Source organism: Serratia sp. 14-2641 (genome assembly GCF_001692375.1).
In the GTDB taxonomy this organism is placed as follows: domain Bacteria; phylum Pseudomonadota; class Gammaproteobacteria; order Enterobacterales; family Enterobacteriaceae; genus Chania; species Chania fonticola_C.
In genome coordinates this window covers 152,925-170,743 of sequence record NZ_LXKR01000066.1, presented here as the reverse complement: position 1 = coordinate 170,743, position 17,819 = coordinate 152,925, and the positions used below count along the sequence as shown (strand labels likewise).

Sequence of the window (17,819 nt, the reverse complement as noted above, 5' to 3'; positions counted from 1 at the left end):
CTTGCTCCATCGGTGGCCGTGGTGGGGTTTCAAGGGTGCGCATCCTGGCACGATGGCGGCGCTTTCGCGCCGCTGTCAGTCGCTTACTCATCCCGCGCTACCGCTGGATTTTGTGTAATCCGCAATGACTTTCCCTTCGGCGTCAAAATACTTAACCTCACAGGTCGGGTGGCAGTTGTGCTTATGTTTCCCATATTTCAACTGATTGGTGAAAACGACATCGAGATTAGCGCTACCGTTCATGCCAACGATGGTTCCCTGGTCACCATAGACTTCAACCATCATTCCAAGGCGGGCAAAGTCGATACCCCTGCAACGGATCATATCTTTGATGAATTGCTTTTCCTTATTCATGACCCGCTCTCCGTAAAATGGACGGCCCCCAACGCTTGCAATACAGTTCGCGGGACTCGCACCAGTTGAAGTTCTCCGGGGTGATCGATAGGTCGGCCGCTTCGCGCCACAGGTTGGCAGCTCTATCAAATAAGCAAGCCTGCTCCGCCTTGGCCGCCAGGTTGCTGGCAACTTGAAACGCCACATTGTGGCAAGTGATGCGCCGAGTGCGCACCGCTGGCACATAAACGGGCTTTGCTTTGGCGGGTTTAAGCTGGCCTGGCAAACCGTAGAGCCGCTTGTTACCCTCCCAACCACATACAACCGTGCCAACGTTGGTACTACGCGTTAACAAAGGCCCGATGCGGCTAGCAGGAAAACCGGTAAACTCTTCCAGCTTTTTACTGGTTGCAGGGCCAATCATTGCCAATGCCTGGCGCAATGTTTCGGTTTTATTTAGGCTTTCCATCACGCGGCCCCTCCTATTTTTAGCTGCTCGGCACTTACACCCTGATTTAGCTTCGCGTTCTTACCGGCTGTATAACCCGCGTTAGCCGCACCATCAGCTCCCCGGCATTTATTCGCCGGGCGTGTATCTTTGGTTGTCAGCCCCTGGCTTTCAGTTAATTTATGGCGATAGGCCGCTATTAACGTTTCTTCGGCTTCGGTAACTGTCAGCGGGGTAATTGCCTGGTAAGCCCCGATAATCCAATACTCGCAGAACGTGTCCCCGCGTGCGGTTTTGGTCGCTGGTTTAGTGTTGGATCGCATCCCGCCGATATATTCACGGCGTCCGTTCATCATTTGACGGGACAAGACATCAAAGGCATAGGCGGCAATCTGCGGCCGCTCTGCTGGACCAAAGAACGTCACCACATTTTTAGCTGTAGAACGATAACCCGCTGGGGTGTGGGTGCAAAAATACCGCACACCGAAAGCCCTAGAAATCAACAAGCATAAATCAGCCATATAGGCTGGAACGCTGGCAGCGTTTGATGGTGCGCCTTTACTGTTAAATTCGCTGATTTCCAGCAAATCGACATCACCGGCGCTAATGTTGTGGGCGGCCATAAGTTTCTGCGCCTGCTGAATAGCAATCCCGGCCTCATTCGGGTTAGTGCTACGGCGGCCGAGATTCAACAGTTTTTTGATTTTCTGCAAATAGCGCTCTTTATTCATGGCAATTGCTCCATTTCATTAATTTTGATGAAAGTATTAAATACAGCGTGGCACTCGACGCAGGTGATAACAACATCAACTAACTGTTCATCGTGCACCGATTCTTCCGCTGCCATATCCAACACATCAGACACACCACAGGCTGGGCATTTAGCCCCTGATAAAGATATGCTCATGATTAACCCCAAATAAGAAAGCCGAGATAAACAGCGTTAGTAACAAAAACAGCAAATAGTAAAAAAATGCCAACCAAAACCGAACGCCGCGAAACATAGAATTCCATTTTCATTTCACACCTCACTTATTTTGGCGTAAGCGTGCCCAAGGCATGAATACGCCATGAATTTAATTAAGTGGCTTTAGTTTGCCGGTTTCAGACTATCGATATTAACGAAATGAGGTATAACGTTGATTTCAACGATTGTCCCACATTTTAAATCATTCGCTTTCGCAACAGTCTTTACCGTACGTCCATCGATAAGGTCGTGTTTCGATTGCTCAATAAACAACGTTCCTACCGGGTAAAGTTTATTGAACTGTGCGGCGGTCATATCACACCGCCGCGATATCTAATGGAATGCTGACCAGTTTCCCTTCATCATCCTTTTTCAAGAAACGAATGTAAGTTTTACTGACCGCAACCAATAAGGACTCTGAGATACAATCCTGAGCCTGAGTCCAACGAGGGTCATCAATCTTGATCCGGCGTAAGGACAGGATGCGCCCTGTATTCAATTTGCCTTCCTGGTCAACCTGGAAAGCATCAGTAATGACGGATTTAAGTTTCTTATCTGCACCTTCTGACCATTCGTTAAGGCACTCGTCAATTATGTCTTTGGCTATCTGCAGTTCCGGCCCGAACGTTAATGAGTCCTGGACAGCAATGCGGATTTGTTGGCTGCCATCAAACGAGGAAAAGGAAACGTTACCTTTCATACCGCCACGTTGGCGGTTATATTTTTCCGCCACCAAATCCAGCCAGGCGTAGCAATCATCAAAGGCTTTATTTTTAAATACTTTGATACGCATGCTTTCCGTTACGGCTTCATCAACTAAAGAGCGTACAAAGGCGTCCATTTCGAGATCGAACGGAGACACTTGCTCTGTTGGCACCAGGCGACCTTTACGGTCAGCCATATATCCCTCTGGGATTTGTAATTTAGTGGGCATGTATCACCTCTCTTTTAGCTATGTTACGTTCGCAAATGAAAACCTTGATTGCATTGGTGATTTCATTTGCCGTGTCCAACTCATGCTGACATGCAGCACGATCATTTTCACCGGATTGGTATTCAACTTTCAGTAACCCGTTTTCTTGCCTCTCTATGCTGACTAACACAAGCGCTGCCATTCATCACCCCAATTAATGTAATGATTCTGACCAAACAATGCGGCAATCATTGATTTCAAACACACCTTGACGGCCACGCCAACTATCGGAGGATGTATTAACATAGGCATAATTCGCCTTGCCATCTTTTATCCACTCTTCACAAATAGGACTTTTAACAATATTCACAACCACTTTGCCAGACCGGATAATCACATTCTGGATCGCAATGCCATTCTGGGTCATTGCGTCAACAATCGGCGCGGCTTTCAACAGCATTTGAGTGATATTCTGATTCCCAACGATTTTCATATGGTCACCTATAAATTATTGCGTTTCATGAATGCAATATCTTGCGGTGTTACAGCCCTCCAACCCTTATGATAAGCAGACTGCCACGTTGCATTACGGCTATAGAGAGGAACATTATTGGTGTCCAACCCTTTATATTCAGCAGCTAGGCGAGCCCGACGACCATCATCAAAAATTGTGCGCAATTTTGCATTCTTCAATTCGGGGTAAAACCGCTTTAATAATTCGACAGGACACAAATAGCTAATATCTGCACCCATATACCCTCCGCTAGTTGATTAGCATTTCGGTAAATTTATTAATCATGACCTTATCGATAGGTTTCTGATTAATCTCACTGGCACGACTCACGCCACGCGCTAATTTGAACATGCGCCGGGCATTCCCTTTAGCTGCCTTGCAGAATGCCTCACCAACAGCAATGTTCTCGGCTTCTGGCACCATACTGATCAGCATTTTAAGTAAATCTTCTTGCGGTAATTGTTCACCTAAATCCAGGGCAAACCCGACGCGGCTATAGAGTTGGGCGAATTCGCCACGCCTACCCTTAAGGTTGATAATAAGGCGTGGCATACCCGCCAGAACGACGCCTACACCGGCTTTATCATGGATGCGGCGCAACACTTCCAGGGCGCGATAAGGCAGCAACTCAGCCTCATCGATGAGTATTACGCGGCCCGATTCACGCAGAGCGGTGATACAGCTCTCACTCAGTTCATGCATGTTGCCGCGCTTGCTCTGGCCCAGACGGTTGCACAGCTCTTCGAGCAGAACGCGGGCCGTGTAGCCAGGATCAGCTTCAATCAGGATTGCATCGCGATAGCGGGTGGCGTACTCACGCAGGATCATGGTTTTACCCAATCCCGCTGCGCCATAAATCACGTTAATATCTCAGTCAAGGTGCGCCATACGTGCCACTTCAAGACCATGTAACGCCATGGACGTTGGTACAAATTTGGATGCAACGCGGCGAATACGGTCTTTATCCGTCTCGCGCTGAATAAATACGGCCAGTTCTTCTTCGAGATTATTTACGTCGCCGTTGTATTTATCATTGATGTAGCTACTGATAACAGCAGGACTCTTACCAATCGCCCGAGCAATATGAGATTGGTTATAACCTTTACGCTGCATGACCTCTTTTAACCGTTCGATAATCGCTGTCATTTAAACTCTCCTAACGGTGTGTGCCGGTTTTACGCAAATACTCGTCACGCTGTGACTGCAAAAGGAATATTTCTTCGTTTTCTATATGTTTAAAATCATCTGAGCCGATCAGACTGCCAAAATCAGGTACTACCTTGGCGTTAAGCATTGGCCTTGCTTCGGCTTCGATTTCGCTACGCTGCTCATCAACACGCTTCATGCGACGCTGACGACGTTTCTCAATGGCAGTCTCCATGACATTAACTGGAATAGCTGCTTTCTTATTACCGTTCCAAATGGCCTCACAAACAAAACTGCCATCCATTCGACGCACAATTACTCTGGTAGCATCGTGGATATCAAAAGCAACTCTGACGTCCTCACCATCTACATTAATCAGAGTTTCAGCGAAGTAATCATTATTAAATAACGAGAGCCACCCACGCTGAGCGGTACGGATTTGCTCGGGCATAAAGGCTTCGCGTAGCTCAAGCTCTGACAGATATTCAATTTCATCACCTTCAGCTTCTAACACAGCACGGCGGTATGCTGCCGGGGTAAGATGCTTGCCATTAACTTTCGGCAATTCGCTGTGCTCGTGATGGTTGTTATATTTATTGACCTCTTCTTCTACCGTATCAATCAACTGTCGCCAGGAAGGTAGCTTAGCGAGGGCATTACGCTGCCTGGATGAAAGCTCCCGGTCTTTATCCTGTGCATTGATTGCTGAGCCAATATCTCGCGAAGTCACGCGCACATACTCAGCATCGGCACCATGGCCATTATAGGTATCGTACTGTTGCGCTATTGAGCGCGGTATAACGCCGTTCAGACGTTCGATAATGCCGCGTGACTGTGCTCTACCGGGTATGCTGGTAGGGTGAGTTATCCCCATACGTGGTAATATCCCGGTAATATCCGCATCAAGTGCCAGGTTGGTTTCACCTCCCCCGTTATCGGAATAAACGAGTAGCGGCTTACCGTAATGCTGCATTCCGTGTCGGTAAGCATCGGCAACAGCAATCATGCTTTCTGATAGAGACAAACTCCAGCCGACAACAAAGCGTGTCCGGCCATCAATAATAATCGTCATTTCAGGCGTAAATGGGCGCCCATGTACGGGGTGCGCCACCTTCATGTTGAGCGACTTACCATCCGCTATCCAACACCCATTAACGGGCATCTGCGACCAGTCACGCTTCTGATACACCTCATACGCCAGCGCAGCAGAACCGGTTACACGGCCTCGCGCTTTCTCCCTGCGCGGCAGCTTGTCCATTGCTCGCCGAACGGCATCATAAGAGGGACAGACGCCCAACATTGCAGGCTGATCATGATAGGTCTGCCCCCATTCAGTACAAAACCGGTTATAAGCCTCCGTCAAACTCGGCCCACGCGGGTCACGCCAGTGGGCCAGGAAATCAGGCAACCATTTAATCTGCTCCGGCCGCTTGGCCTTGAGGTGACCAGGGGCCAATAAAGCCAGGCGCTCGCCACCTGATGTTGTGCTGAGAAATATACTCAGCCACTCCTGAAGGCTACGTTCGCCAACCCCGGTGCGTGTGGTGCCTTTACGGGCATTAGCAATATCGGCATGGCCTTGCAGATGTGAAGGGAGTGACCGATCACGGGAAGCCTTGACGATATATTTCACTGCGCCAGCACGGGACATACCAGCGCCACGCAGCCGTTCAACTTCCATGGCCAAGGCGGCACGTGCATCTGCAACAAGCTTCTGTTGCGCCGTCAGCGCTGAAACCTCGCGCTCAACCAGTGCCGGACACTGGCGCATAAGCGCCAACTCATCACTGGGCTTGATGGTGTTGCTGCGCTTGACTGGCACATCAGCAGACTTACACCCAGACTGTTCCAGCACGGACTTATAGTGCCGTTGCTGAACGACCTCACGAGCCTGCTCAGGCAGACAATCAATGTGATACTCAAAAGCCTTGGTGCCAGAGCGCTTACGAACAAACTCAGGTAAACCGCCAGCAGACTTATTAAGCGATTCGCGAATACCCTTGATTGTGGCGGGTAGCCCTGGAATCCCAACTAACTCTTTCGCGACAAGAAACATAATTTAGCCCCTGATCCCGAAGTGCATCATGCTTAACCAACCATCCAGATCGTCCTGGGTTTTAAAATCAACCACTGCCAACTTGTCACCCCAAAGATGTAAAACACGCCCATGAAACACAGGAACGCCGCTGTATTGAGTAACAGACGTACCATTTACGCGATACTCTTTGCCAGTGTGCTTGTCCGTATAAGTAGCTGTTTTCATATCCCACCCATCACGATGCTTTGCGCATGTAGCTTTCAGTTTGGTAACGGCTAGGCCAGATAATTTCAGGCTCAACCCCCAGAGCATCAGCAACGATCTGCTGATAGGGCTTACATGGCGTGCGTAACACGGTCTTTAGCGAATCTTTCTTGTAGCCAGCTTTGAGGGAAAGAGCGCGAAACGACAACCCACGCTTGTGGATTTCCGCCTTGATGATTTCAGGGTGCCAGTCAGCACCAGCACGCAGATCTTCTCTTTGGCTCATCATTCATCTATCCTAAAAAGTTATCCGTGCGGATAACCGGAGGGTTATCCCTACGGATAAAGATTAAGACACCAAAAGAACTAGATCAAGGTGTTTTTGGGGTCTTTTAATATTTGTTTTATTTATTGTTTATTATCAACACGTTAAATGGAAAGAAACGCCATATGAGAAAAGAACCAAAAGGTGTTTTTCATGAGGAAGGAAAAGAACCTGTCATTGAAAGGGTTTTCCAACTGATTGATAGGTATCCATCAAGAAGCGCCGCAGCTAGAGCCTGGGGGATAAACGTTAATACCCTCAAGAATTACTATCGCAGACAAGACATACAGCCCACGCCACGTAAGAGCCAGCTATCAAAGATTGCTGACGTAGAGGGCGTATCGCTTGAATGGTTGATGACAGGGAGCGGGGATGCACCAAAGAGCCAAGAAAGAGCCGATAGGAGCCAGGAGGGGGCCACTAAGAGCCAGGGTGGGGATCAGCTTATCAATGTGCTTTCTTTCTTAACTGAAAGAGAGCGGCAACAACTAACAGAGTTGCTGGTTCGTAAAGGGGTTGAAACAGTCCTTTACCTTCTTGATGACAATAATATCAAGCTGTTGCAGCTTCCAGATGATGAGAAAGAGCGCTTGATGGCGTTGCATGAGGCCAAAAAGGGGGCATTTGAAGATAATCAAGACAATGAGTTGAGCCGCCCAACGCACAAGGCCGGGTGAGGCGATCACGTCTCATCCGTGTGTAAATCCAGGGGATAAAAGTAGTTGCTATTATGGTTGTATCAAAGACCGTTTGAAATGTTTTCAAACTCCGATCAAACTGAATTGAACTACGATCATTTAAGTGCAAAATTAAACGCAAAAAATCACATTTTTGTTCATTTCTAAATGAGTAGTGCAAAATCAAAAAAACTCTCCCAGCCCACGTCCCTCAAGGCTTTCGCGCCGCGCCGAGCCTCCCTCTAACTGTGCAGAAATGATCACCTCCCCACACGGTGCCGTGGGGCAGAATGACACCCACCTCGGCCAGCCCCGGATTGACCAGCAGCACCGCCTCGACCACGCCCTCGGTGCGGCCATAATGCCGGTGGCAAAGCGCATCAAGGGTGTCACCCTGCAGTGCAATGACCTCCATCAGAGCTGCCCGACGATACAGCGCGGCTTGCCCTGCAACCGAGCCACAGCCCAGCGCATATCCCGCCAATGCTCATCAATCGACGCCTCAACGTCATCGGCCTTTTTATCGCCCTTGGCACTGGCATCGACGGTGCGGTAACGCTCGTACAGGACAGCGGTGGCCATGGCACAGACCGCGCTCAAGTAGTGAAAACACTTCTCGCTCTCCCCGTCGATATGCTCGGCGGGCACGTCCGTCAGGCACGTAAACCCGGCGGCCATCTGCTGCTCGCGGTACAGATACAACTCGGCATTGGTCTCCGCGATACCGCTTTGAATGGCGCGGCGCAGGCGCTGCGGGGTGACGGTATGCTCCAGGCGCATCAGCTCACGTACGCGCTTCGGGTCTACATCGGGGAAAAAGAAGGTGTTTCTAATCACCGCCTCCGCCACATCCGTGGGCGGAATAATGGCCGTCAGCTCGTCGGGCGGCGCAACGGGGTTATGCATAATCACTGTTGTCATGACGACCTCAAAATAGGGGGCGGTGGACGATGGCGTTGATAAGCCCTAAGGCAGTCGCGGCCATCGTGCCGCCCAGCGCGGGGCGCATTCAGTTAACCGGCGACTTTTTTCGCTTTCGGTGGCCGCCCGCGTTTTGCCGGGATGGCGGCAGTCTTACGCGGGCGCGCGGTTGTTCTTTTGGCGGCGGGGGTCGGTTTGGGCTTGAGCGCACTCTCACACCGTTGGATCTCTTTTTTTACCCCGGCGGCCTTGTCCTTTCGCATGGCGATGTTGAGGTGTTCCAACGCCTGCGCAAAATCACCCACCTCGCTGAACATCAGGCCAATGACCTTGTGCAGCTTGGCGCGTACCTCTTCGGGCATGTCCGCATCGCCGACCAGTTCCAACGTGGCCAGCAGGTCGCTGATGGCCACCGGCGTCCCCGCCTTGCGGCAGCGCTCGGCGGACAACGCAACATCTTCAACCAGCAAATAGGGTGCCGGACGCTTGTTGTTCGGTGTCGCAAGCCGGTGTTGCAGCGCATAGGGCGCAATCACCAGCGCGCCGGGGATGTCGTCGGCATCGAGCCGCCACTGCATGACGGTCATCAGGATGTCATCCTGTGCGCCACGCCCTTCGGCCAGCACGCCCGCCACCCAGGGTGCATAGGCAGGCAACATGGCCCGCTTGTGCTCGGCTTTCTTCTCGACGGAGTAGATTTGTTTTAACTTTGCGCGGTCTGCGGCCAGCTTGACGAGCATTTGCTCGTAGGCGTTGGCATGGCGCAGCGGATCATCCACCCGCTGCGCAGCCTCCATGGCCGAGACCCGCATCATGTGACGCTGTGCGGGACTCGTCATGGTTTACGCCTTATCGTCTGCAGGTTGTTCGCCGGTGGCTTCTTGCTGAGCAGCCTCTTTCATTTCCTTTACCAGTTCCCCCGCCAACGCTTTAACCGCGTCCGGGTTGGTTACGGTTGTCTGGGCCAACAATTTGATATTTTCAATCAGGCACCCGAAGGCGTAATCCTCAACCACATAGTCGATGTTCATTGACTCGTAGTTTTCCACGCGGTCACGCTTGGCGTTTTCTTCCATGTGACGGCGGTGGCTCTCGTCCATAAAGTAGATAGAGAGGTTTTCCAGGCTGGTGACCATGATGGCGTTGGCCGGGAAGAACGGCACGCGTACTGCTGGCAGGTTGCCGATGCGCTTTTGGCTGACAATCACGTCGGCGGCCATCGCCTCGGTGTTCGCCTGCTCCTGGTTAACAATCGGGAAATACTTGTCCGCCAGCAACTTGCGACCACAGATGACTACCAAGTCAGGTGACTCCTGATGCCACGGTGCAATCAGGTTGTTGGTGGCGTCCATCACCAGCGCATCCAGGTTGGCATAGTCACCTCCCTTACCGATGCGGATGGTATTGGAAATCACCTCCCCCGCCTCGTTTGTGACGTTGCTCATCACGCGCGCTGGCGCTTCATCGCGGTACTTTTGCAGCCAGCCAACGGCGATATCTTGTAGCAGGGGGGATTTGATGCGGTCAGAGGTGGGCGCGCGCTTGATGCCGTTGAACCCGGCCATGATGAAATCCAACGCCTGACGCTTCACGATGGCGTTACGGATACGCAACTGGAAATCCTGATAACGCGCCCAGAGGTCGAGCTGCTTATAGCGCAGGTGGAAATCAAAGTTCATTTGCTGACACTCGTAGCCTTTTGACTCCAGCGCGGTGAAATCAGCGGTCTGACGCTCTTTGCCACCGTCGGTGTCGGTGGTGCTGGCAATAGAGCCATTCACTCCGACGCCCACTTTTTCCCCTTTCAACTCATCCACCGGCACCATGTTGATACGGGTCAGAAAATCAGAGGTCTCCTGCACGGTATTCATCAGGGTTTGTGTGACCGACGGCTCCACGCTGAACTTGTTGGAGATGTCACCGACATCGATGCCGTTGAGCTTCGCAACCTGCGTCAGATAAGCGTTAAATTTAAAGCGGGTCTCTTTTTTCATTAGGGTTTCCTAGTCAATAAACAGGGTGACAACAGAGGGGGCGCACTGCGCCCCGATCAGTCGGTTAGCAGTTGGTCAGCAGGCTATCCCCACCCTCGCCACCGGTTGCCGCAGGGCGACCCGGCTGACTAAAGCTCTCGGTGTTGTCGAGCGTGGTTTTCAGCTCGGTAAACTGCTGCTGGCTCTCTTTTGCTGCGGCTTTCAGCCCGGCGATTTTCTGCTCCAGCTCGGTAAAACGCTGTGCGGTGCTTTCGCCGCTTGCCTGTACCTGCTCCACCACCGCCGTGACAGCCTCATGCACATCGCCGAAACGTGCGTCATCGCTCTCCTGCTTGCGGCTGAACATCGCTTTCACTTTTTCGCTCAGGCTGGACAGGAGGGTATCGGGCACCTCTTCGAACTCCAGATCGACCAGCGTGGCCACCGAGAACAAATCACCTGGCTCGGCCTTACGGCCCGCGAGGGGGTTGGTTTTGGCAGTTGAGCAGAATTCAAGGTATTCCGTACCCAGGCTGGCCGGGTCATCGGTCACCGCGAGGCCAACGAGATAGCACTTGCCGGTATTGGCAAAGTTCGGGCGGATCTCCATGGAGGTGTAAACCTTCTGGCCCGCCTTCACCATGGCCGCCAAATCGTCGGTGGGGGTCAACTTGGCGAACAACGCCCATTTGCCGTTAAGGATGGAATCGTCAGCGATTTTCTCGGCTTTCAGCTCGACCACATCACCTAGACGCTTGAAATCGCCGTTGGGGAATAGCCCTTTGATGTGTTCCAAATTGATGCGGCAGCCATAGACACGCGGGTCAAAGCTGTCACCCATTTGCTGGATATCATTGCCGTCAATCACACGGCCATCGCAGGTGTCACCTTCAACGCCAACGCGAAACCACTTTGATACTTTTTTTGCCATGGTCATTGTCCTGATTGGGAGTGTTATGTCGGGGGCTAGTTTCCCGGTCAAACACCCACGCGACCAGCGATGGCCGACGGACTACCCCTGACACAACAGCACATTAGCGCGCTGCCGGTGCCGGTTGCGTAGCCTTGCCCTCGTCACCACCACGAGGGCACAGCATGCACATTCAGACCGACACCACACTCCTGAGCGACCCGCGACGACAGGCGTCCTTGCTCTACTGGCAAGGGTTTTCCGTCAAGCAGATTGCCGAAATGCTCAACCAAAAGGCACCCACCGTTCAGAGCTGGAAGCAGCGCGAAAAATGGGACGCGATTGCGCCGATTTCCCGCGTGGAAACCAGCCTTGAAGCGCGGATTATTCAGCTTATTTTGAAGAGCAAGAAGGAAGGCAGTGACTACAAAGAGATTGACCTGCTCGGACGCCAGATTGAGCGCCTCGCGCGGGTTAATCGCTACATGGCCACCGGCAACGAGGTTGACCTCAATCCCAACGTGGCCAACCGCAACAAGGGCGAGCGCAAGAAGCCGAAAAAGAACACTTTCAGCGAGGAGGCTATCGAGAAACTGGAAGCCGTTTTTTATGACGAATCGTTTGAGTATCAGCTCGGCTGGCACAAAGCCGGACTGGCGCACCGTATTCGCAACATCCTGAAATCGCGCCAGATAGGCGCAACGTTTTATTTCTCGCGCGAGTCGCTGCTGCGTGCCCTAAAGACCGGCCACAATCAGATTTTCCTCTCAGCGAGCAAGACGCAGGCGTATGTGTTCCGTGAATACATAATCCAGTTTGCCCGGATGGTTGACGTTGAGCTGACCGGCGACCCGATTGTCCTGGGTAACAATGGCGCGAAGCTGATTTTCCTTGGCACCAACTCCAACACCGCACAGAGCCATAACGGCGACCTGTTGGTCGATGAAATCTTTTGGATCCCAAACTTTCAAAAGCTGCGCAAAGTGGCCTCCGGCATGGCCTCGCAAAAGCACCTGCGGTCAACCTACTTTTCCACCCCCTCCACCCTGGGGCATGGGGCGTTCCCGTTCTGGTCTGGCGAACTGTTCAACAAGGGGCGCAAAAGCACCAAAGAGCATGTGGAGATCGATATCAGCCACAACGCGCTCGCGGCGGGCAGACTTTGTGATGATGGCCAATGGCGGCAAATTGTCACCATTGAGGACGCACTCGCCGGGGGCTGCGACCTGTTCGACCTGGACACGCTTAAGCGCGAAAACAGCGCCGATGATTTCCGCAACCTGTTTATGTGCGAATTCGTGGACGATAAAGCCTCGGTGTTCCCGTTTGAGGAATTGCAGGGCTGTATGGTGGACAGCCTGGAGGAATGGACAGACGTTAACCCGTATGCGGCCCGGCCCTTCGGTGACCGCCCGGTATGGGTTGGCTATGACCCTGCGCACACCGGCGACAGCGCCGGGTGTGTGGTGTTGGCTCCACCGATGGTTGCGGGCGGTAAATTCCGCATCCTGGAGCACCACCAGTGGAAAGGCATGGACTTTGCCGCCCAGGCCGAGGCCATCAAAGCGCTAACAGAAAAGTACCGCGTGGAATACATCGGTATCGACGCCACCGGCATCGGCCAGGGTGTATTTCAGCTAGTGCGCGCTTTCTACCCGGCAGCACGAGAAATCCGCTACAGCCCGGAGGTCAAGACCGCCATGGTGCTGAAAGCCAAAGACACGATTGGCAGTGGCCGCCTGGAATACGACATTGCCCACACCGACATCACAAAATCGTTTATGGCCATCCGCAAAACCATGACTGCCAGCGGGCGCAGTGCCACTTATGACGCCAGTCGCAGTGAAGAAGCCAGCCACGCCGACGTAGCGTGGGCGACCATGCACGCCTTGTTAAACGAACCGCTCACCGCCGCCAATGGTCAGCCGTCAAAATCTATCCTGGAGTTCAACCGATGAGTAAGCGCAACCGTCGTAATAAAAAGGCCACCACAACCACCGCGCAGCCCGCCCAGGCTGCGCAGGCGTTCACCTTTGGCGAGCCGTCAGCGGTATTGGATCGCCGTGACATTTTGGATTACACCGAGTGCGTCGGTAACGGTAAATGGATAGAGCCGCCCATCAGTTTTTCCGGGCTGGCGAAAACCTTTCGCGCCGCCGTACATCACAGCTCACCGATTTACGTGAAGCGCAACATTTTGGCCAGCACCTACATCCCGCACCCACTGCTATCTCAGCAGGATTTTAGCCGCTTTGCGCTTGACCATCTGGTCTTTGGTAACGCTTTTTTAGAGCAGCGCTTAAGCGTCAGCGGCAAGCTGATGAAGCTTGCCACCTCCCCGGCCAAATACACCCGGCGCGGCGTGGAGCGGGGTGTTTACTGGTTTGTGCAATCCTTTACCGAGCCACACAGCTTCGCCCCGGACAGTGTTTTTCACCTGCTGGAGCCGGATATTAACCAGGAGCTTTATGGGATGCCGGAATACCTGAGCGCGCTTAACTCGGCATGGCTGAACGAGTCCGCCACCCTATTCCGCCGCAAGTATTACCAGAATGGCGCACACGCCGGTTACATCATGTATGTAACAGATGCAGCCCAGAGCACCACCGACGTCGATGCGCTGCGCGAGGCGATGAGCCACTCAAAGGGTTTGGGGAATTTTAAGAACCTGTTTTTCTATGCGCCGAACGGAAAGCCTGACGGGATTAAAATCGTGCCGCTCAGTGAAGTGGCCACCAAGGATGATTTTTTTAACATCAAGAAAGTCAGCGCGGCTGACCTGATGGACGCCCACCGCATCCCCTATCAGTTGATGGGGGGTAAGCCGGAAAACGTCGGGTCAACGGGCGACGTAGAGAAAGCGGCTAAGGTCTTTGTGCGCAACGAGCTGACGCCGCTACAGGAGCGCATCAAGGAGGTTAATGACTGGCTTGGTATTGAGGTCATCCGGTTTAAAAAATACAGTCTCGACAACGACGACGAGTAACTCTACAGCTGCCAATTTAGGTGTATTAGTCGCGACCTGACACGTCTACGGCACAGAGCCAAATCCAATCTGACAGGCAGCTCTGTGCCAGGAGCGGGCGTTGCTCATATCACATCGTATTAAAAAATGGGAAACAGGTCACCGCTAAACTAACAGTTTACTGGCTATGGCCGGTTGTGTAAGGGCAACATACCCGAGGCCCGATGCAACGCGGGCAGACAGAGATAACATCTTCAATGTCTTACCTAGTAAGGGGCAAGATGGAACTCTATTCCGCACCGCTATTCAGACGAACTCTTTTATAGTTATAAGTGAGTTATGCACCTTTTAGTGGAACACTATGTGTGTAAATTGTACAATGTATGTCCACATGTACAGAAGTCGAGATACGAAATGCAAGAATTTTGGAAAATCTTTGGCAGCGAACCTTTTGTAGCTATCGCTTGGGTCTGTACCGTCGCCAGTTGCATCTATGCCTTTGTCCAAAAAAGCAATGTTACCAAGATTGAACAGAAATTCAGTGATCTAAACATTACACATAGCGACCTAAAATTTCAAAACAGTACTCTTAAGCAGAAAAACGAGATCCTAGAAATCTCTAATAATGAGTTAAAGATCCAGAATACAATTCTGCAACAAAAAATAATCAACATAGAAAAAAATGATATCCATGATAACTATCAAGAAGTACACCAACACGGAAAAAATAACTTTAACCAAGGTGTAATTAAAGGCGACTTTATTTACAACAAATAAGATTCCTGGGCTTACCTATGTGTGAAACAAGATTTGACATTCATAGCATCGAAGGCGACTTCTACAATGTGGAGGCTCCGGAAAACAATGTTGACTCTATTATCAACGTTATAATAGGAGATATTGCGTCTACTAAAGTCAATATCGACCGCAGTGATCGGTCTTTTCCTGCTAATGTTGCTAACAAAATAGAACACAACATGCTTAACAGCAAGCGTCGCATAGTCTTGCAATATAAATCATACTCCTCTCATATTGAAAAAGCCTACACACTTGCAGAACAAAATATAATCAATGGAAAACAATCAGCTATGGAGCTGCTGAATGGAATGTACTGTAATTCATTAGACAAGTATGAGATCGATTCTTTTGAACCAGACATAGCAAAAGTACGACTGCATGCTGACGACATCATAAGTGATGTAATTAAACAGCTGAGGAAATTCGTTTATAGCTCAGCAAATGTAACTCAATACAAAGAACAAGTAGAAATTGGCTTAAATGTTGTTGTTGCACATGCCTTTGTTGAATGTTGTGTCTTGGAGAATCCGAATAATGCTACCAACTAAAGGCTCTCATCCGGAGATGAACGTGCTCTACATTGGTGGATTTATTCTGAAGCAGCTTCATGAGTGCAAAAGAGGACGTATGACGATCACTCAATTAATGAAAATTGGGGCCAAAGAGCTTTCTGTTTCTGTAGACCACATAATTTTAGCACTGGACTGGCTGTATATAATTTCAGCTATCGGCTACGATAGACAAGAGGTTTTTATTAATGAAGCTGCTTAGATTTCTATTGGAGATAGACGGTGAGGAAATACGATCGATACCGTTTTTCGACAACTTAAATATCATAACAAGCAAAAAGAAGTCTGATACTCCTGGCAACAGTGTTGGCAAATCCACGTTGGGAAGAATCTTAGACTATTTGTTTGATGGCTCAATTAAGCCTATCTATATTGATGAAGAGTTTCAAACACCTAAACAAGAGATTGAACGGCTTTTCACCCAAAATGAAGTATACGTTTCATTAGAATATTTAGGTTTGGACAACCAATACTGCATTATCAAGCGTAGACTTTCTACTAATGTTGAATTACAAAGTTATATTTTAAATGGAAGCGAAGTAACAAACAAAGAATACATATCTCATATCATGAGTAGTATTTTCAATGTTTACTCTGCTAAACCAACGCTCAGAAAACTTGCTCCAAAATTCTTTAGAACAACACAACACCGTATGACAAAAACAGTTAATTTTGACAATGGCAGGAACGTTTCCAAGTCGGATGTCAGTACTGTTTTTCTATATTTATTCAACTTTAATGACACTGAAATACTCACTAAAGTACATAAATTAAAGACTGCCATCAAAGGTTATGAAAGAAACCTAAAAGCATTAAAAAGCATTATTTCTCAAGACAAAATTGTTAGTTCGATAACTAATATGAGACGAGAAATTGCTAAGTTGGAAAAGTCTCTTTTATCGTCTGAAAAAGGAATCGACAAGCTAGAAATTGTATCTAAAATCAATACAGTAGATGATGAGCAAAACACCTTGTCTGATGAAATATTTTCGTTAGATTTAAAGATAAAAAACATCTTAGAAACTAATGAAATACTTAAGAGTGATGAACAAGTTTATTTGTTAGATGAATTACAGACAATTTATGAATACGCATCAGTTAAGATAGAATCCACACTTGAGGATTATCAACAAGCACTTGCGTTCCATGCCCAACTTCTAAACACAAAGCGTGAGTTTGTTTCTCATGGGCTAGATAAGCTTCAAGAGGAACATGAAAAAGCAACGGTTAAGTTCGGTCAGCTAAAAAATCAGAAGCAGAGTCTTTTCGACGAACTTAAGTCGAAAAAGAAAATTGAAGAGATTTCCGACACAATGAAGGAAATTGGTAAATTTGACAAAGAGTTAGCCAAACTGACAGCCATTATTGACAAAAAAGATGACATCGACTCAAAGTTGCTACTAGAAAGAAAAAACTTAACTGAATTGTCAGGGGAGCTGGAAACTGAGCTTACTAAAGTAACCTCTTTCGAAGATAAATTCATCGATAATTTCAAAGAATACACTCGTAATTTTTATGGTGTTGAATACAAATTCAGCCTCCATTTAGATCAAGATAAGGGCGAATGTACGCCACATGTAGATGATGTGGAGTCAAATAACGAAGGCGGGTTAAAGAGACTTGAGGTTGTTACGTTCGATCTAGCATACATCAAGACCGTTTGTGATAAAAAGGCTTTGAGGCCTAACTTTGTACTGCACGACTCTATTGATGAAATCGATATTCAACATATTCGCAAAGTTTTTGACATGTCGATTAAATTGTCAGGGCAACATATTGTATCTATGCTGTCTGATAAACTAATCCAAGAAGATTACCAGAAATATAAGAATTACATCATTCTGGAATTATCTCAAGATAACAAGTTCTTTAAAATTTGATGCCGCCGGATGCTAAATTAGCAGCCTTTTCTGGAATGTTATTACTTATAAAATCAATGATAAAAAAAGTAAAAATCTGAATCATCACTATTTTAACATTCATGATTTTCTAATTAATGATGACGTCCTCTCCTCGCTCAAATCCGACTGTCAGATAAGATTGTTTTCTATCCGCGGTAACTGTCAGATCTGGTCTGAGCTAATACAATTTTAGGCGGCTTTTCTATACCACGCTGTA

Annotated in this window: 23 protein-coding genes and 1 pseudogene; 7 read left to right on the top strand and 17 right to left on the bottom strand. The window is 49.4% G+C overall.

The features are described 5' to 3' along the window. Nucleotides 1-87: 87 nt before the first annotated feature. From A6U95_RS22030 to A6U95_RS21980, 12 genes and pseudogenes are all read right to left on the bottom strand, one after another. Nucleotides 88-354, bottom strand: a complete 267-nt coding sequence (locus A6U95_RS22030) for a hypothetical protein (protein WP_065686024.1) — start codon at nucleotides 352-354, stop codon at nucleotides 88-90. Further along, nucleotides 347-802, bottom strand: coding sequence for an ANR family transcriptional regulator (locus A6U95_RS22025; protein ID WP_065686023.1), 456 nt, complete (start codon nucleotides 800-802; stop codon nucleotides 347-349). Before A6U95_RS22025 ends, A6U95_RS22030 begins: the two co-directional genes overlap by 8 nt. Then, the gene (locus tag A6U95_RS22020; RefSeq protein WP_065686022.1) at nucleotides 802-1,512 is read right to left on the bottom strand and encodes a DUF2786 domain-containing protein; all 711 of its coding nucleotides are present in this window, start codon (nucleotides 1,510-1,512) and stop codon (nucleotides 802-804) included. The genes A6U95_RS22025 and A6U95_RS22020 overlap by 1 nt, the downstream gene beginning before the upstream one ends. Further along, nucleotides 1,509-1,688: a hypothetical protein gene (locus A6U95_RS30840; RefSeq protein WP_139102437.1), complete on the bottom strand. Its 180-nt coding sequence runs from the start codon at nucleotides 1,686-1,688 to the stop codon at nucleotides 1,509-1,511. The genes A6U95_RS22020 and A6U95_RS30840 overlap by 4 nt, the downstream gene beginning before the upstream one ends. A 376-nt stretch (nucleotides 1,689-2,064) precedes the next feature. Beyond that, nucleotides 2,065-2,649, bottom strand: a complete 585-nt coding sequence (locus tag A6U95_RS22010) for a DUF3164 family protein (RefSeq protein WP_139102436.1) — start codon at nucleotides 2,647-2,649, stop codon at nucleotides 2,065-2,067. Between the two features lie 22 nt (nucleotides 2,650-2,671). Further along, complete coding sequence (locus A6U95_RS22005; protein WP_065686019.1) at nucleotides 2,672-2,863, bottom strand: hypothetical protein; 192 nt, start codon at nucleotides 2,861-2,863, stop codon at nucleotides 2,672-2,674. 12 nt (nucleotides 2,864-2,875) lie between these two features. Continuing rightward, entirely contained in the window at nucleotides 2,876-3,154 is a 279-nt protein-coding gene (locus tag A6U95_RS22000) for a hypothetical protein (protein WP_065686018.1), read from the bottom strand. Nucleotides 3,155-3,162: 8 nt separating this feature from the next. Further along, nucleotides 3,163-3,414, bottom strand: a complete 252-nt coding sequence (locus tag A6U95_RS30835) for a hypothetical protein (protein ID WP_074423393.1) — start codon at nucleotides 3,412-3,414, stop codon at nucleotides 3,163-3,165. 10 nt (nucleotides 3,415-3,424) lie between these two features. Next, nucleotides 3,425-4,321, bottom strand: a pseudogene (locus A6U95_RS21995) (AAA family ATPase). A 10-nt stretch (nucleotides 4,322-4,331) separates the two neighbouring features. Next, the gene (locus A6U95_RS21990; RefSeq protein ID WP_065686017.1) at nucleotides 4,332-6,377 is read right to left on the bottom strand and encodes a Mu transposase C-terminal domain-containing protein; all 2,046 of its coding nucleotides are present in this window, start codon (nucleotides 6,375-6,377) and stop codon (nucleotides 4,332-4,334) included. 3 nt (nucleotides 6,378-6,380) lie between these two features. Then, nucleotides 6,381-6,584: a hypothetical protein gene (locus A6U95_RS21985; RefSeq protein WP_065686016.1), complete on the bottom strand. Its 204-nt coding sequence runs from the start codon at nucleotides 6,582-6,584 to the stop codon at nucleotides 6,381-6,383. A 10-nt stretch (nucleotides 6,585-6,594) separates the two neighbouring features. Further along, on the bottom strand, nucleotides 6,595-6,849 hold the full coding sequence (locus A6U95_RS21980) for a helix-turn-helix domain-containing protein (protein WP_065686213.1): 255 nt from the start codon (nucleotides 6,847-6,849) through the stop codon (nucleotides 6,595-6,597). A gap of 164 nt (nucleotides 6,850-7,013) precedes the next feature. On the opposite strand from A6U95_RS21980, the gene A6U95_RS21975 reads away from it, so the two are divergent. Then, entirely contained in the window at nucleotides 7,014-7,565 is a 552-nt protein-coding gene (locus tag A6U95_RS21975; RefSeq protein ID WP_065686015.1) for a hypothetical protein, read from the top strand. Between the two features lie 211 nt (nucleotides 7,566-7,776). On the opposite strand, the gene A6U95_RS21970 is transcribed toward A6U95_RS21975, so the two are convergent. The 5 genes from A6U95_RS21970 to A6U95_RS21950 all read right to left on the bottom strand — a co-directional run bounded on the left by A6U95_RS21970 (nucleotide 7,777) and on the right by A6U95_RS21950 (nucleotide 11,390). Further along, nucleotides 7,777-7,980, bottom strand: coding sequence for a tail protein X (locus A6U95_RS21970; RefSeq protein WP_065686014.1), 204 nt, complete (start codon nucleotides 7,978-7,980; stop codon nucleotides 7,777-7,779). Continuing rightward, nucleotides 7,980-8,486, bottom strand: coding sequence for a head completion/stabilization protein (locus tag A6U95_RS21965; RefSeq protein ID WP_065686013.1), 507 nt, complete (start codon nucleotides 8,484-8,486; stop codon nucleotides 7,980-7,982). Before A6U95_RS21965 ends, A6U95_RS21970 begins: the two co-directional genes overlap by 1 nt. Before the next feature lie 92 nt (nucleotides 8,487-8,578). Then, a complete protein-coding gene (gene gpM / locus A6U95_RS21960; protein WP_065686012.1) occupies nucleotides 8,579-9,325 on the bottom strand; it encodes a phage terminase small subunit in 747 nt (248 codons plus the stop codon). 3 nt (nucleotides 9,326-9,328) lie between these two features. Next, complete coding sequence (locus A6U95_RS21955) at nucleotides 9,329-10,480, bottom strand: phage major capsid protein, P2 family (RefSeq protein WP_083196442.1); 1,152 nt, start codon at nucleotides 10,478-10,480, stop codon at nucleotides 9,329-9,331. A 64-nt stretch (nucleotides 10,481-10,544) separates the two neighbouring features. Beyond that, nucleotides 10,545-11,390: a GPO family capsid scaffolding protein gene (locus A6U95_RS21950; RefSeq protein ID WP_065686011.1), complete on the bottom strand. Its 846-nt coding sequence runs from the start codon at nucleotides 11,388-11,390 to the stop codon at nucleotides 10,545-10,547. 164 nt (nucleotides 11,391-11,554) lie between these two features. On the opposite strand from A6U95_RS21950, the gene A6U95_RS21945 reads away from it, so the two are divergent. The 6 genes from A6U95_RS21945 to A6U95_RS21920 all read left to right on the top strand — a co-directional run bounded on the left by A6U95_RS21945 (nucleotide 11,555) and on the right by A6U95_RS21920 (nucleotide 17,581). Beyond that, a complete protein-coding gene (locus A6U95_RS21945; RefSeq protein ID WP_065686010.1) occupies nucleotides 11,555-13,327 on the top strand; it encodes a terminase ATPase subunit family protein in 1,773 nt (590 codons plus the stop codon). Continuing rightward, complete coding sequence (locus A6U95_RS21940) at nucleotides 13,324-14,355, top strand: phage portal protein (RefSeq protein ID WP_065686009.1); 1,032 nt, start codon at nucleotides 13,324-13,326, stop codon at nucleotides 14,353-14,355. The genes A6U95_RS21945 and A6U95_RS21940 overlap by 4 nt, the downstream gene beginning before the upstream one ends. A gap of 393 nt (nucleotides 14,356-14,748) precedes the next feature. After that, nucleotides 14,749-15,111, top strand: coding sequence for a hypothetical protein (locus A6U95_RS21935; protein ID WP_065686008.1), 363 nt, complete (start codon nucleotides 14,749-14,751; stop codon nucleotides 15,109-15,111). Between the two features lie 17 nt (nucleotides 15,112-15,128). After that, nucleotides 15,129-15,680: a hypothetical protein gene (locus A6U95_RS21930; RefSeq protein ID WP_065686007.1), complete on the top strand. Its 552-nt coding sequence runs from the start codon at nucleotides 15,129-15,131 to the stop codon at nucleotides 15,678-15,680. Between the two features lie 16 nt (nucleotides 15,681-15,696). Next, entirely contained in the window at nucleotides 15,697-15,903 is a 207-nt protein-coding gene (locus tag A6U95_RS21925) for an ABC-three component system middle component 6 (RefSeq protein ID WP_241810715.1), read from the top strand. Then, entirely contained in the window at nucleotides 15,890-17,581 is a 1,692-nt protein-coding gene (locus A6U95_RS21920; protein ID WP_065686005.1) for a DUF2326 domain-containing protein, read from the top strand. Before A6U95_RS21925 ends, A6U95_RS21920 begins: the two co-directional genes overlap by 14 nt. Nucleotides 17,582-17,819: the final 238 nt, after the last annotated feature.